At 41.5% G+C, this 16,144-nt stretch carries 13 protein-coding genes; 3 read left to right on the forward strand and 10 right to left on the reverse strand.

Annotation, left to right across the window (positions count from 1 at the left end; translation table 11 throughout):
- Positions 1–27: 27 nt before the first annotated feature.
- From MKX59_RS20065 to MKX59_RS20085, 5 genes are all read right to left on the reverse strand, one after another.
- A complete protein-coding gene (locus MKX59_RS20065; protein WP_340858798.1) occupies positions 28–1,809 on the reverse strand; it encodes an ABC transporter ATP-binding protein in 1,782 nt (593 codons plus the stop codon).
- Between the two features lie 106 nt (positions 1,810–1,915).
- Positions 1,916–5,035 (reverse strand): lantibiotic dehydratase, encoded by a 3,120-nt coding sequence (locus MKX59_RS20070; protein WP_340859007.1) that lies wholly within the window; start codon positions 5,033–5,035, stop codon positions 1,916–1,918.
- Between the two features lie 109 nt (positions 5,036–5,144).
- The gene (locus MKX59_RS20075) at positions 5,145–5,822 is read right to left on the reverse strand and encodes a winged helix-turn-helix domain-containing protein (RefSeq protein ID WP_023987836.1); all 678 of its coding nucleotides are present in this window, start codon (positions 5,820–5,822) and stop codon (positions 5,145–5,147) included.
- A gap of 50 nt (positions 5,823–5,872) precedes the next feature.
- Positions 5,873–7,135, reverse strand: a complete 1,263-nt coding sequence (locus MKX59_RS20080) for a lanthionine synthetase C family protein (protein WP_023987835.1) — start codon at positions 7,133–7,135, stop codon at positions 5,873–5,875.
- 76 nt (positions 7,136–7,211) lie between these two features.
- Positions 7,212–7,364 carry an FDLD family class I lanthipeptide gene (locus MKX59_RS20085; RefSeq protein ID WP_023987834.1) on the reverse strand — a complete coding sequence of 51 codons (153 nt, stop codon included), beginning with the start codon at positions 7,362–7,364 and terminating at the stop codon, positions 7,212–7,214.
- 198 nt (positions 7,365–7,562) lie between these two features.
- On the opposite strand from MKX59_RS20085, the gene MKX59_RS20090 reads away from it, so the two are divergent.
- Complete coding sequence (locus tag MKX59_RS20090) at positions 7,563–8,924, forward strand: lanthionine synthetase C family protein (protein WP_340858799.1); 1,362 nt, start codon at positions 7,563–7,565, stop codon at positions 8,922–8,924.
- Here MKX59_RS20090 and MKX59_RS20095 read toward each other — a convergent pair whose 3' ends face one another.
- The 5 genes from MKX59_RS20095 to MKX59_RS20115 all read right to left on the reverse strand — a co-directional run bounded on the left by MKX59_RS20095 (position 8,925) and on the right by MKX59_RS20115 (position 13,232).
- The gene (locus MKX59_RS20095) at positions 8,925–9,659 is read right to left on the reverse strand and encodes an ABC transporter permease (RefSeq protein WP_013309463.1); all 735 of its coding nucleotides are present in this window, start codon (positions 9,657–9,659) and stop codon (positions 8,925–8,927) included.
- A gap of 14 nt (positions 9,660–9,673) precedes the next feature.
- The gene (locus tag MKX59_RS20100) at positions 9,674–10,381 is read right to left on the reverse strand and encodes an ABC transporter permease (RefSeq protein ID WP_023987832.1); all 708 of its coding nucleotides are present in this window, start codon (positions 10,379–10,381) and stop codon (positions 9,674–9,676) included.
- Positions 10,378–11,301 carry an ABC transporter ATP-binding protein gene (locus MKX59_RS20105; RefSeq protein WP_023987831.1) on the reverse strand — a complete coding sequence of 308 codons (924 nt, stop codon included), beginning with the start codon at positions 11,299–11,301 and terminating at the stop codon, positions 10,378–10,380. Before MKX59_RS20105 ends, MKX59_RS20100 begins: the two co-directional genes overlap by 4 nt.
- A gap of 144 nt (positions 11,302–11,445) precedes the next feature.
- Positions 11,446–12,516 (reverse strand): sensor histidine kinase, encoded by a 1,071-nt coding sequence (locus MKX59_RS20110; RefSeq protein WP_023987830.1) that lies wholly within the window; start codon positions 12,514–12,516, stop codon positions 11,446–11,448.
- Positions 12,513–13,232: a response regulator transcription factor gene (locus MKX59_RS20115; RefSeq protein ID WP_023987829.1), complete on the reverse strand. Its 720-nt coding sequence runs from the start codon at positions 13,230–13,232 to the stop codon at positions 12,513–12,515. Before MKX59_RS20115 ends, MKX59_RS20110 begins: the two co-directional genes overlap by 4 nt.
- Before the next feature lie 164 nt (positions 13,233–13,396).
- Between MKX59_RS20115 and yhbH the strand changes: the two genes are divergently transcribed.
- The gene (gene yhbH / locus MKX59_RS20120; protein WP_023987828.1) at positions 13,397–14,563 is read left to right on the forward strand and encodes a sporulation protein YhbH; all 1,167 of its coding nucleotides are present in this window, start codon (positions 13,397–13,399) and stop codon (positions 14,561–14,563) included.
- Positions 14,560–16,002: a SpoVR family protein gene (locus MKX59_RS20125; RefSeq protein WP_340858800.1), complete on the forward strand. Its 1,443-nt coding sequence runs from the start codon at positions 14,560–14,562 to the stop codon at positions 16,000–16,002. The genes yhbH and MKX59_RS20125 overlap by 4 nt, the downstream gene beginning before the upstream one ends.
- Positions 16,003–16,144: the final 142 nt, after the last annotated feature.

Consider the following 16,144-nt stretch of genomic DNA (forward strand, 5'->3'; position numbering starts at 1 on the left):
CTACAATAGGAGGGCATCTGTCCTTTCTTAGGCTCCACCTGTCGTCCTTACTAACGAGGGCGACAGATCTCCTTCCTCAAAACCACGTTCTCGTTGTGAAAGATACGAGGAGGCTTGCAGCCTAAACATTTCTGCATACACTCCGTCTATATCCATTAAGTGTTCATGACTACCTGCTTCCACAATTTTGCCCTCCTCCATTAAAATAATGGTATCCGCCATACGTGCGGAGGACAATCTGTGTGAAATAAACACTCCAATTTTCTCATGAATAAGCTGATCAAACTTTTGAAAAACCTCTTTCTCCGCGTGTGGATCCAAAAAAGAGCTCGGTTCATCCAAGACATATATATCCGCATTTCTCATAAAGGCCCTGGCTATTGCAATACGCTGCCACTGTCCTCCAGATAGCTGCTGTCCATCTTCAAACCATTTTCCAAGCAAGGTATTCATTTTATCAGGCAGGCCGACTATCAAATCTGTAATCCCCGCCTTATCTATAGCTGTCCAAATGGCCTCATCATTTTCTCTCGAAGCCACATTACCAAAGCCAATATTATCTCTAACAGCCATCTCATAATGTACAAAATCCTGAAAAACAACGCCTATCTTTTCTCTAAAACTGTCTTTATCCAATTCATGTATTGAGTGTCCATTAATTAAGATTTCTCCTTCAAAATCGGAATACAAATGAGTCAGTAACTTCACAATCGTTGATTTACCCGATCCATTTCTCCCTACAATGGCTAGCTTCTCTCCTTGATGAAGCTTGAAGCTAACATTAGAAATGGCATTCTCCTCTGTGTTCGGATATCTAAACGATACATTCCGAAATTCAATACTGTGAATAGTGGACAAAGGCAATTGCTGAACCGTTTTTTGTATTTTTGCCTCTTCCGGCATATCCAAAAAGTCAAATAGCTGCTTGATATACAAATTATTTTGACACAAGCTTAAAATCCCTTGTACAATGCTCTGCGATGTTGACTGGGTTAACGTGATACCCTGAATTAAGCTCACCAAGTTCCCCACTAAAATTTGACCAACATAAGTGGCTTGTATGGCCATGAAAATAATAAATGCACACGCACCCTGATTTACAATCTGAAATACAAGAGAGGTATAGGATCTACGAACCGCTAGCACTTTATCCTCGCGATAAAACCCTTCGAGTATCGTTTTATATCTTTTTCGCAAATAGTCTCCCAGTTGAAATATTTTCACTTCTTTAAAACTATTATCTCTTGTCACTAAAAACGACAAGTACCAGGATTCACGTTGTCTTCCTGCTCTTTGAAAGTGAACATTAAATTCTCTTTGCCCGATACGTAAAAAAGAATAAAATGATAAGCATGGAATGAGAAAAATGAATAAGAATGCCCACCATCTCCATGCGATGAGAATCGCACCCGTCGAAAATAAGGTTACAACACTGCTAATAATGGCAAGGATTTGAGTAAATATTTCAAACGGCCTAAAATCTGCCTCTCCCTGAGCACGTTGGAGCATATTTTGCACATCTGCATCCTCAAACGACTGCAAAGACATCTTTTGTGCTTTTTCAATAATTCTGATATTTACCTGGTTCGATAGCCGGCTTTGAAACATTTTACGAAAAAAGCTTTCGCCAATATTGATCAGATCGTACAGCAAATTGACACCGATCAAGACGCCAAAAGCTATAAAAACAGGTTGAAAGCTGCCCCCTGACGCTCCGGCCACGACACTGTTGATTAATTCTCTCGTGGTTAAAAGGATCACAGCAGGAATTGCACCCTTCAATAAATTCGTAATGAGTATAGCAATCAAAAAGGAAGGATGTGTGTCCCAAAGCAGCCTGAATATACGAGGCCAAAATAAAAAGGTACGAAATATATTTTTATAGGACAAAGAGATCAGGTCATTGGTTTGTCCATTAGACTGTGACATAGCTTACCCCTTTCCTATGCAACAGGTTAGCTACTGTATGCTTAGCTAAAGCCATACATTTTATTTCTCGCTCCCTATTTACACCAAGCAGACGATTCAAATGCATATGAATGATGCTGCCTAAAATATCATCAGAAGGATTGGTAAGTTCGTGATTATTTTTAGCCAGGATTATCGCTTGAGCATACTGCTGAATCATAGTCTGTCTTTTTTCTACAAGCGCTAAGAAAGCAACCTGTGTGTTCGTATCTGCTTGTCCAATCCATTCATAATTCGATTCTACAGCGGTAATCAATGTTTTTTTGACATCCCTGAACGCCTTCATATGAGGCTTGCAATCAATTCTCTCTTCTAGCCATTTCACTTGCTCCTGAATCGTTAAACCAAAACCACTCAGATAATGAATAATGTTAATCACAGCCGCAATCTCTATGTCCAGATTGAAAGCATTAGAGCGAATTCCCTTCATATAGGCGATGACCCATTGACTATCCACGTCAAAAACCTGTTCTGCCAGCTCCATAAGTGTCTGTCCTCCATACCTCTCCAATTCAGGATGGTATGTATCTATGACCATATTCGTTATTAGCCCCTCTTCACGTAACTCGGCTGCCCACTGATTTAATTGCGCCAAACCAGCTGTCCATAGCTTATCGGGCTCTCCCTGAAAACGTAAACGGATATGATGTTCAGGATCAACGTATCGCAAAAAGTAAAATTTTCGACTCCAATCCTTAAACCCCGGCTGTTTTAAGAGATGCCCTAGGCTTAAGCCTACCAGGTCAGTCTCTCTTTCCTTGACTCCGTACAATTTAAGGTATAGCCACTCCCCTCCTGGAAATATGCCTCTATGAATGCTGGAAGGAGTATGAGTAATGAAGTTTTGAGAAACAATATGGTTTTGTGAACTAGGGATACTCGGTTTCACCTTTATTTTTTTCTTCTTTAGTGGAAACACAAATTCTCCCATATATCTTCCTGCCGTCCCCTGTACTGGGGTATGGAAGGGATTACCCAAACACTCGGTAAGAAGAAGTTCCTGTCCTTCACGTGTCTTGCTCACCTCATGTAGCAATTCTTTGATATGGAAGAGGTTACATAGGTCTAATAAAAGGCGATTATCCCCCATCGTTAGATAAACATAGCGCGGTACATTCCATTGTTGTCTCCACACATGGAAAAGTTCTTCTCCTTCTTTGGACTCGCATGATTCTGAAATATTCAATGAAGCTTTGCTCAGTTTCCACTGCGCAGCACTAATAATGATCTTTTTATATACTAGTCTTGGCAAAAAAGGGGACTGCTCTAATGGCCCCCAGTCAAAATAAGACCACGTACCAATCTCTTTATTGGTAATATCCGTTAGAAATCTGAATATATGTGGTGAAAGTTTGTAATTCAGCATGTGTGTTTGCAAGGGGATTATTTCCTTACCCAAACGTCTGGACTTGACATAAAAACGATCATGAGTAGCACCCACCACTAAATCATCAATACAGAGCGTATGGTCCTCATCTTTAGAAGAGGTGGTTCCCGACACAATCTCATATGCCATTAAATTTTTGCTTAATGAGATATTTGATATTTTCCCCTGTTCCGGCATAAAAACCATCTCTGACAATAACGCATCGGGATGAAAGCATCGGTGATGATCATATATTTCGGAGAATTTTTGTACAAACTCCTCACTAAACATATCCAGAAAACGTCCAAAGGTTTTACCCGCTCTATTCGAGCCAGCACTGGCTCCAAGTAAAAGCGAATAGTCTCCAGAATCAACTTTTTCAGGAGAATCAGCAAATATACTGTAATAGATCTCCATTGATTCTGGGGAAGTGTCGTAGTTATCAGAAATCATCAGTTGCTCTAACTGTTCATCTGTAAGGGCGAGTTCTATTTCATGATTAGAAATGACATTCGAAACCCATTGAAAGAGAACAGCGTTGCGTTTAAATGCCTCCATGCCCATTGATTTTTTTTCATTTGAACGATACATTTCCGGTATACCCAGACCCCAATCCTCATCAAACAGTTCATGAATAGGAACCTCCTGATACACACCGTACTTTTCCAAGAAACGATTCAAATATTCAGCCAATTCATCCGTTTTGGGGGATGCATACAATTTGCACATGACTTCAGCCCCTAATGAAACCTCATCAAGCACATGTTTCGGCAGCGTTACTTCTTTATCCAAAAGAACATCAACTTGTACAGGTGTTTTTACAGAAATGATATCCAGCATTTTGTCACATAATTTCCGGTAGACCTTCTCTCCTTCTCCAATCGTGCATTGATTATATTGAAGTAATAAAGTATCAATTTCGTGTAAAATGTGAATCCAAGGATCGGAAATGTCCAGTTTTTTAATTTTTTCGAATATGTAATGAAAGGGTGAATGATCCATTAACGGAGGTCTAAGCTCGCTCAAAATAAACTCTTGCTCTACTAGTTGCTGCAAATAATCAGCTATGATTTCCAAAGTAGCGTCAGGGAATGCCTTTAATAGTATTTCTTTCAGTTCCATCACCCGAATTGGATGTTCCGCAGCTTCAAACGTCATTCGAACAACGTCAGTAAGCCGAATGGAATTAAAAATTTCTGCCGAATCATCAGCTTCTGCTGCTCCATGCTTAGGTCGGAATGGTAATTTGGCTCGATTTCCTTTGATCATAACCGTTTTGTTTAGGAAAACCTTTAGTTGATTAAATATGGCCGGATCAGCTTCTATTTTTTGAATCAGTTTATATATCCATTCCATGTCGGGTCTAGCTCTCTTCAGATGCTTAGGATAGCTACCAATATCCAGATCGGTAGTCTTCCCGCAAATCCCCTGCCCCACTCCTGAAAATAACCCAAATGGAGTCGTTCGGGTAGTCATCCGAATAAAATAACGATAAAAGCTATTCAGCGTCTTCTCATACTTTTGTAGCTCTCCTTTATCATCCAAAGCATGACCATCATTCAAGTAATGTAAAAACTGCATTAGGGACGGAGAGGCTAATGATATGGCTTCTTGAACAACAGCTTCTTGGGATATCAACTTTAATCGAAGAGTTATTTCCTCCAACGTAAGCTGGCTGTCCACATCTTGATCCGAAAACACCTGAAAATATCGGTCTAGCGATAGTAATGGAGCTCTGATTAGAAAAAAATCACATGCACTAAACCATCTTTCATCCCGATCTCTCACTTCATTATGTAGTTTATGCGCATCAGTGTAATGCAGTTGTCTCTTCACAACTGACCACCTCCAAGTTTTTAGGAAATATATTCAACTTGTAACCGATTCCATGACATGTTACCAGAATTTTTGGATGACTTGGATCATCTTCTATTTTCTCTCTCAATTTTCGGATGTGCACATACACCGTATTAGACGTAGTAAAAGCATCCACTCCCCAGACTCTGTCTATAATGTGATCAATCGTAGAAGCACACTCTTTTGCAGTAAGAAGATACATTAATAATCGGAATTCCATCATAGTCAGCATATGCTCATGCCCTTGCTTCCAAATAACCTTTCCAGCAGGATCAAAAATGACATTAGGTGATAAACTAATAGCCTGCTGTTCTCTTTCCATTTCATATGCAGATGAAGCCATTGAAAACAGTTGTTTGAGGAGATCCAATTGCCGTTGGTCATCACTATGATAGGAAAGAAAGATAAATGGAACTGTAAATTTTTCTTTAATGCTGTGCCAGTAAGACAAGTCCTCTAGCGTTATATGATCCTGATTCAAAGCTACACCGATACACTGCTCATCAATCTCCGGTAGAGCCTGGTAAAGCGAATCATAAAACATGATTCGAATGTTTTCTGGAGTGCTTAAAGTCTCAAAAAAATGCTTAATCTTCCTAAAAGATGATATAACCATAAATTTTTGTTTCATCTAATCCCCCCAAAACCAATGCTTCAGATAAGCAATAAGGTAGAGCGCCCTTAAGAAATTAGAAACAATTCACTCCATCTCCCTGAATATTTAGGATGTTCTTTCCCAATTCCATAGTCCAGCAAACTTAACGCAATCCCTGTTGCTCCTTGCAGTATTCCTACATTATGAACATGAGTTGTCCCCTCCAAATCCCGGTATCCAAATGGGAGCTCTTCATCGTATAAATTTACTAACTTTAAAGCTATCTGATCGGCAAAGTGTAAGGCTGCTATATTACCGGTTAAGCTATAGAATCTATGAGCCATATGAAGCAAACCAGCCAACCCGTGACAGAAAGTAGGGGATAGCGCGTTTAGTAGCTCATCATCTAAGCAAAATATGGATTGCATAGCTTTTTCCGCTATCTTTTTCCATTCTTCATTACTGCACTCAATTCCTGCTCTGAATAATGTCCAAGCTATTCCAAAGGTTCCATGACACCAGCCTTCAATTTCTCTCATCCCTACTTTTTTCTCTCTCTTGTTCATTGAAGACGCTTGAGAGTTTACAGGCCAATACCAGCCATATTGATCCTCCTGAATTTGAATAAGCAAAAAATCAGCTATATGTTTTATAGCCTCATGTAGTCCTTCAACTTTGATCTTTTTTTGTAGGGCAGTGACAAGCAGTGCAAGTATTCCGGTGATACCATGCGCCAAACCTAGATGGATTGAAGCCGAATCTTCCCTTGACGACAAATGTATATATTCAGGTATAAAGTGCGTAATGGTGTCTAATAATTGACGAGACAGATCACACATCGTCTTGTCTTCAGCAACCTCCAGAGTGTATCTGCCCACTCCGAGCAGCCCATTGATGATATCCATTTGCCTACTGAACTCTGTAATTGTGCCAATTACAGGTAAATCCCCCCACTTTACTTCAATATACTTATTAAGCTGAGAGATTAGTTTGTTATAATTAGCTCTGTTATTGGAAGCTAATAATATGCCATAAGCTACTCCTGTTGTTCCATAATAAAGAGAAATACGAGGCAATAATAATAGAGAGTTAGTATCTAAGTATCGTAACTGACTATGCACATGCTCTGCCCAATTTTGATCTGGCTCCAGGTAACCCCATTCGGACAACAGCGCAAACACACCCGGAATTCCATCGGCAAGCGAGCCAGGATTCCAAGGGGGATTTCCACGTGAAGGTGAAAGGTTGTTTGTATGATTAACTATCTTTTCTGTATATGATAGGTCTATTAGCTTTTGTGCTATATACTTACTGATTTCAACTGATCTCCCCTTCAAATCTTCAACCATAAATCCTTCCCTCATTTTCGTAACTGGAAAAGACACGGTTATAGAAACCGTGCCTTTTTTCCATGTATTTTCGTTATTAACACGTTTTGCAGAAGGTAAGACTAACTTGACAATTCAAAGTACCTGTTGCACATGAAGGAGTACAGATAATACCACTGGCTGGTTGAACTCCTTTTGGAGCAACCTCATTTTTAGCTACTTGCAAGTCCAGATCAAATTGATTTTTCATCTTGTTACCTCCTTTTTATTTTTTACAATTTTATTATAAGTTATATAATCTTAACTAGACTTTATATAATTCTTACATTTGTCTTAATTTCAACGAGTACATTTAAGATAAACCTTCATTATTTTTTAGTATTTTTAAGGACAACACACTAGATTTTAGTGACAATATAATGAAGAAAAAAATAATGGAGGCTTTCATATGAAAATTGATAGTTTTGTTATACAACAATCCGACCAAGTTCGTGCAAGAGATATTAGTAAAAAAATTGCTTTACGTCTATGCGAGCCCGAATCCGTCTATGCAGCAGTCCATGCGGAACACAATGTTTCGCCAGAAACAAAGTACCACCCATGGGGAGAAACTTCACTTTCGCATGGTTATCCTGGTAACATTCATTTACTATCGCAATGGCGTGCTACAGACCCTTCGTATGATTGGAATAGAGCCATACATTCAAACATGGCTCAGATCCAATCCTCACTTGCTAAAAATGGTCTTCACGATCTCTCTCTTTACAGTGGCTGGGCAGGCATCGCTTCGTCCGTAAGAGAGGCTTCTAATCATGGAAAGTACTACAGTAATTTCTTACAGCAAATACATCAATGGATGATGCCTCTTACAGAGCAATGGCTTCAGTCGAACACAGAAAAATTAAGCCTTCACGAAGGTATGCCCATGCAAGCCTTTGACACCATTTCGGGAGCTTCAGGGATTGGAAGATATATTTTGATGAACTCAACCGATCCTATCTGTACTCCTCTTGTTGAGCCAATTCTTCAATTTCTTACCGATCTTACACATCCCATACATATTCACAATCGTTATATCCCAGGGTGGTACTCCCCGCAAAAGTTTCAATTTTTAGACCGGGATAAACGTAACTATCCTCTGGGCAATTTTAATTGTGGAATGGCACACGGTATTCCTGGACCGTTGGCTTTATTATCTGTAGCTTACAGTGCTGGAATTGAAGTAAAAGGCCAATATCAAGCGATTGAAACCATTGCGGAATGGTTGCTTAAGTATAAATATGAAGATGAATATGGTAGCTACTGGCCTCATATTGTTCCATTCGAAGCTGAAACAGGCTCTCTACGGTTTGATTTGGAACGAGCAAGAGAAGCATGGTGTTACGGTACCCCTGGCATTGCCTGTACCCTATTTCTTGCCGGAAGGGCTCTCCATAATGAGGAACTGCAAAAATTGGCTGTGAAAGCTTGTGTCGGTGCAATCTCCTATGAGATAGCTAAGCGGGAAATGGACTCTTCTGCACTTTGTCACGGTCTTGCCGGATTACTTACCATCTCTTGGCGAATGTGGTGTCATAGTAAAGAGCCTGCTTTTCTCCCGCTTATTCAACAGTTAACGAATTGTCTGCTTGATCGCTTTCAAATGGATAGCCCACTAGGATATCTGGACCCCGAGCCAAGGGCAGATGGCTCTCTAGTATGGCTGACAAAAGCGGGCATGCTTGAAGGCGTTGCTGGGATTGCAGCTGCTTTATTAAGTGTTTCTGAGAACAAAGAGATCGGTTGGGATTACATCCTCATGCTATCCTAACTACAACCAGTCCCTATTCACAAACATCTTTCTTCCACCATACAGATAGGCTAAAAACGTAAAAATGACAATCAGTCCGAGACTGTAAGGCTCAACTCTGGGTGCATAAGTCGCTGTTTGCGGCATCATAATATAATAAGGAATCGTAAAAGGAAACCACGCACCTATGGAAGAGTGAAAGCCTGTTATGACAATATTAGGAACCACACAACAAATGGACATTCCTAGAGAAGCTCCAAAATTCCGAATTTTTATCGAGAGCATAAGCTGTAGTGCTGCCAGGGGAAAAATCCCGAGCCACCCTCCCAAACCGGTAGAAAGAACGACAGACCAAGGGATTTCTCCTGGAGCACCTGCTATATTTCCACTTACAAAATAGCCTACTATAAATATAAGCTGATCCAGACCCAGTATGAGAATGAGCAATATATATTTTGCATAATAAATTTGCTGACGAGGATACGGGCTGCTTAATAAAATCTTCCATCCCCCATCCCGATGCTCGTACGCACACAAAAGAGAAGCAATAATTCCACAATAGAGCGGATAAAAAAACATAGAGTGAAATTGCGCTGAATAAGTATATAAAGTTAACCAACTGGGTGAAAAAAACTGCTTCAAATCATTCAGTTCCAGGACTCCCATTAAAGAATTTATGATCGCATCCAATATAATGAGAATCCAAACCATGATCCATTGAAGCTTTATTGTCTCCACGCGTAAAATAGAGCCCATGTATCTTTTCCTCTCTATTTGAATTCATGCTTGGTAAACTGTAGTGTACCAAGTCCCGTAAAGATGACTCCTGCACTTAAAGCAACGATCACCCAAATCATGTGTTCCTTCATCAGAGGACTTGATAATGCAGGGTACGACCAAGGCAATATTTTAATCCACAGAATACTTGTGCGTGCCAAAAACAAGCTTGCAATTGAACCGAATATACCAAACGCTAATGGGAATGCCTGATTAGTGAAAAGCGTAGACAGCCAAAGTTGAATTGCAAGTACTGGTAGGGTAGCCAAGCTTGCATTAATCGGCTGTAACAGCATGATCCGCCAAGGAATGGGTTCGTTTGTATATAACACCCAGATGAGGCTCATACCTGCTACAGTGATCAAGGCGGTACCCAACTGCAGAATCACAATCCATACGATTTTGGATAAATAGATATAACTTCTGGGAACAGGCATGGCCATAAGCTGCTTCCATGTTTGAGTATCATGCTCTGTACCGGCCATAATGCTCGCCAAAAGTGTACCGCCAAGCAGCATCACAAACGAAAGGAACATAAACATAACGGCAAAACCAGCGTAGACACCTCCCGGTCCTTGCCGAAAGTAAAGATACCATTCCACAGCAGTCATGCCTGTAAGTACACACCCCTGTATAAGAGGAATCCACCAGCATATTTTCTTCAGCTTAAGCCCCTCTGCCTTTATAACCCGGAGTATCATAAGCTTCGCTCCTTACCTGTCAGTTCCAGGAATATCTCCTCCAATGTTTTTTTCTTCTCTGTGACCCGATAAATGGGATGATTGTGTTCCACAAGCACCTTGATCATCTCCGAAGATTGTTGCCGATCTACAATAGGAGTCACGACCTCATTTTGTTCAATCGATTCAGCTCCGGCCGTCCACCCATGCTGAATCAGTGCACCGGCAGCCAGAACAGGATCTGGGGTTTCAATGAATAATTGAGGCTTGCTTTTGGCGGTGAGTTCCTTCATCGTTCCCTGGAAGATCATTTCACCCTGATTAATAATTCCTACATAGGTTGCAATCTGCTCAATTTCGCTTAATAAATGGCTCGAAACTAGTACCGTCATTCCGTAAGCGCCAGGGAGGCTCATAATTAACTCCCGAATTTCCTGAATACCAGACGGGTCCAAACCATTCGTCGGTTCATCAAGTATCAATAATTTGGGGTTGGCAATAAGCGCCATAGCAATCCCCAGTCTTTGTCGCATCCCCAAGGAATATCCCTTTACCGGACGATACGCATCCTTGGTTAATCTCACTAAATCCAGCACTTCATGAATTCTTCGGGTCGGCAGTCCACGCATGGTTGTAACGATTTCTAAATTTCGATATGCGGATAAATGGGCATAATAGGCAGGTGATTCAACCAAGGAACCAATATCCTTCAATATTTCCATACGCTGATCCTTCAGCTTTTTCCCAAAAATCTCAATTTCCCCGGATGTGGATTTAATCAGCCCAAGTAGCATACGAATCGTGGTTGTTTTACCCGCTCCATTAGGTCCTAAAAATCCATAAATCTGCTGTCCGGGTACCTGGAGATTTATTCGTTTTACAAATTCCCGTTTTCCAAAACGCCTAGTTAGCTGCTGTGTATGTATTACATATTCAGACATTTCCTGATCTCCTCTCGACTTCTAATGCTGAAGCTTAAGTTACATACAGTTTACTGAAGTAAAGTAAACATCAGGTAAACAGTCCCTAAACAACAGGCAAAAAAACCGAGCAAACTGCAAAATGTGAGATCAAATGTTAAAAAGTTAGATGTTTAGCGGCAGTGAAATCTCCATCCTAGTACCCGCTTTACTGCCTGAAAGGATATGAAGCGTTCCGTTATGCGCCTCAATAAAGCTTTTGGCAATAGGTATTCCATGCCCTTGGGAATGAGATACCTGCATGTACTCATTGGAATTCATTCCTATTCCGTCGTCTTCGATAGAAATATGAAGCTTATCGTTCGCTTTGCTTACTTCCATGGAAACGTGTGTACCTGGAGGATTATGAATGATAGCATTAATCAAAAAATTCTGGAGCGCTCTGCCTAATAATTTACTATCGAAGGGCATAATACATGCCGCGTCCATTGACGTAAAAGAAAATTCGTATTGCTCGGCTGAAGGATGGTTAGCGATATCTATGACCGCACTACGTAGAAACTCCACAATGTCCTCCTTCTCCAATTGGATTGGCAATGGACCTTCCTTAAGCTGCATAGAAGCATTCAAATCCTGAATCAACTGCTTCATTTCCGTCACTTTCTCACTGATACCCATACTAAAGCTTCTTCTTTCTTCATCAGACCAGTCATACTCTTGAGCAGTTAGCATAGCCGCATATCCTTCAATATAAGATAATGGTGTTTTGAGATCATGGCTTACACCTGCTACCCACTGCTGTTTTCGTTTCTCTAATTCCACTCTCTCTTCCTCATTGCTGCGCAATTGAGCCGATAAGATGTTCATTTGTTCAAAAACTTCTTTATACAATTGATACGGAGGTTTATAACTATTTTTCTGATTTTTTTTGCCCTCTGGCAGTTCCAGTTCACTTAGCGGCGCTTGGAATTCCCCTGTCGCAATATTTCCAATCCATTTAATTACATACACCAAAGGTTTGCCTATATACCATCCGTAGGCAGCTATGAACACAACACTCTGCACGATACCAAGTCCTGTCCAGAATAGATCAATATTTATATTTTGAGATGCTCCAAATATACTTTTTATAAAAATATATAAGATCGTGCAAATAACAAAACATAGGACATAGGCCAGTACAAAGCATAATGTTACTTTCATAAAACGAAAGGACATCTTAACTAGAGAGTTCATTCTTGCTCCTCCATCTTGACTGACATCATTTTATAACCAAGTCCTCTTACATTGATTAAAAATTGCGGGTGCTTGGGATCAGGTTCTATTTTTTTCCGCAAACGGGAGATATGAATCACTACAGTCTTCTCATCACCCAAGAAGGCCTCGCTCCATATCGCCTCATAAAGCTGCCGTACACTGAAAATACGGTTAGGATGCTTGCACAGAAATACCAGCAGTAGCCATTCACGTGCCGGACAATCGACCTGCTTGTCCTCCACATACAATACACCGGATTCCAGTTCCAGACGAAAATATCCAAAATCTAAAGTGCGTAAGGTCGGTTTCATGGCCACTGTCGAAACTTTCCGATATTTCATTCGAGCTTTCATACGCGCAACGACTTCCAGCGGGTTAAACGGTTTGGTAATATAATCGTCCCCTCCGATACCAAACCCCATTAATTTGTCTAGGTCTGTATCTCTTGCCGTCAAAAAAAGAATAGGGGCATCCGTATATAGACGCATTTGACGACACACCTCAAACCCATCGTTATCAGGCAGCATAACATCAAGTACAATCACATCCACATGAGATTCCATCACGACTTGCAGCGCTTCCCGACCCGTTGCAGCATGCTTGACTTGAAGGAATCCTTCTTTTTTTAACACCGTTGTCAGCATATCCCGCAACCCCTGCTCATCGTCTACTATAAGTACTGCAATTTCTTCCATAACCCAAGGTTCTCCATTCTTTTTTTACATTTTTTACTTTCATTATAAAAGCAAACGGGCAGAATTTAAATCGAGTTCCATCACATATCGTTCATCCCCGTGAATATACTTAATAACCAACAAGGCCAAACTGTGCCGTGTATCCACTTGGGGGGTGCCTAATAATGCCGGAACCACGCCAGCCATATTCATTCGTCGTATCCCGCGAAGATTGGTCGCTGCATCGCAAAGGGTACCAGGACCAGCAACGTCATCAGCAGAAGGTCAAAGATGTCATTAAGCAAAATCTACCCGATCTGATAACGGAAGAAAATATTATTATGTCGGACGGTCAACAGATTATTAAAGTGCCGATTCGCAGTCTGGATGAATATCGCTTCATTTATAACTATCAAAAGCAAAAGCATGTAGGCCAAGGAGATGGCGACAGTCAGGTGGGGGATGTCATTGGACGTGATCCTGCTTCCCAGAAGCCAGGTAAAGGTGAGAAAGCCGGCGACCAGCCGGGACACGATATTATGGAAACGGAAGTCAGCATAGAAGAACTGGAAGATATGCTGTTCGAGGAAATGGAATTGCCGAATTTACAGCAAAAAGATAAGGATCAAATTGAGGTTGAATCTATCGTATTTAATGATATACGTAAAAAAGGCATGCAAGCGAACATTGACAAGAAACGAACCATTCTCGAAAATCTGCGCCGCAACGCCCGTGAGGGGAAACCGGGCATTCATCATATTAGTCCGGACGATCTTCGCTACAAAACATGGGAAGAGAAGACCATTCCCCAATCCAACGCGGTGATTATAGCTATGATGGACACCTCAGGTTCGATGGGCTCTTTTGAAAAATATTGCGCTCGCAGCTTCTTTTTCTGGATGACCCGCTTTTTGCGCCGTCAGTATGAAAAGGTGGAAATTGTCTTTCTCGCGCATCATACCGAGGCTAAAGAGGTTACGGAAGAAGAATTTTTTACCCGCGGAGAAAGTGGCGGCACGATCTGCTCTTCCGCTTATTTGAAAGCACTGGAGATTATCGACAAACGATATCCTCCTTCCAGCTACAATATTTATCCCTTCCATTTCTCGGATGGCGATAACCTGACCTCGGACAATGAGCGGTGTGTGAAGCTAATCGAGGAACTTATAAAGCGGAGCAATATGTTCGGCTATGGAGAAGTGAATCAATATAATCGCAGCAGCACGCTGATGTCAGCCTACAAGAATATTAAAAAGGATCAGTTTATGTACTATGTCATCAAGGAAAAAGGTGAGGTATACCAAGCCTTACGTACCTTTTTTCGCAAACGGGAAGGGGGATCGGTGGGATGAGTACCGACCAGAAGGAGCTAGAATATGCGATATCAGAAATTATGGAGATTGCCGATGGATTCGGGCTCGACTACTACCCGATGCGGTATGAGATTTGTCCGGCGGATATTGTATACACGTTCGGAGCCTATGGTATGCCCACGCGCTTCAGCCACTGGAGTTTTGGAAAAACGTTTCACAAGATGAAAATGCAGTACGATTTTGGATTGAGCAAAATCTATGAACTGGTCATTAACTCCAATCCCTGCTATGCCTTCCTGCTGGAAGGAAATTCTTTGGTGCAGAATAAACTGATTGTCGCCCATGTACTGGCACACTGTGATTTTTTTAAACACAACGCTCGCTTTTCAGCTTCTAATCGCAATATGGTGGAAAGTATGTCGGCCACAGCAGATCGAATCAACAGCTATGAAATGGAATACGGGTCAAAGGCTGTGGAATCCTTCATTGACTCTGTACTGGCGATACAAGAGCATGTAGACCCACAGATCATCAAACCAAGGCATCTGGATAAACAGCGTTACATGGAGCTCAAAATTCGGGAGCAGAAAGAACCTGGAAAACGCCAGCGCCCTCCTGGGCCTTACGATGATCTATGGTCACTGGAAACAGCGAAGCAGCATGATCCGACCGAGACCGAGGGCATCAAGGTACGCAAGTTCCCACCGGAACCTGAAAAAGATATCGTCTGGTTTATTCAGGAATTCTCGGAGGTGCTGGAGGACTGGCAGCGGGATATTATGACGATGCTACGGGACGAAATGCTGTATTTCTGGCCCCAAATGGAGACCAAAATCATGAATGAAGGCTGGGCCTCCTATTGGCACCAGCGGATTGTAAGGGAACTGGATTTAACCGGGGAGGAAACCGTTGAATTTGCGATGCTGAACGCTTCTGTCGTACAGCCTTCCAAGCAAAGCCTGAACCCGTACTATTTGGGACTGAAAATATTTGAGGATATTGAAAAACGATGGGATAACCCAACCCGTGAGGAGCAAGAGCGACAAGGACGCAAACCGGGCGAAGGACGCGCTAAAATGTTCGAGGTACGAGAGTTCGACTCAGACACCTCTTTTATACGCAATTACATGACCAAGAAACTGACAGAGGATTTGGATCTGTACGTGTTTGAGAAACGGGGACCCGATTGGAAAATCACCGATAAATCCTGGGAAAACATACGGGATCAGCTCGTGTTTTCACGTGTGAATGGAGGCTCCCCTTATATCGTCGTCGAGGATGGAGATTACCTGCATACGGGCGAGTTGAAGCTCAAGCACCAGTACGAAGGCATTGAGCTGGATTTAAAATATATGGAGCGCACACTTCCGTATGTATATCAGCTGTGGGGGCGCACCGTTCATTTGGAAACCTTGATTGAGGGTAAGCTTGCCTTATTCTCATATGACGGTAAGAAACATCATCGTAAGTTTGTATAGTCATACAAAATCAAATAGCCAGCCTAATTTAAAAAAGGGGCATTCCTAAAAAGGATATGCACCTTTTTTTACTATTTCATACAACCTTAAGCGACCTTCGTTTCTTGCCAATTTCAGGACACCTGTTTCGTTTTGGATCAGG

This window comes from Paenibacillus sp. FSL R7-0340, from assembly GCF_038002205.1.
In the GTDB taxonomy this organism is placed as follows: Bacteria; Bacillota; Bacilli; order Paenibacillales; family Paenibacillaceae; genus Paenibacillus; species Paenibacillus polymyxa_B.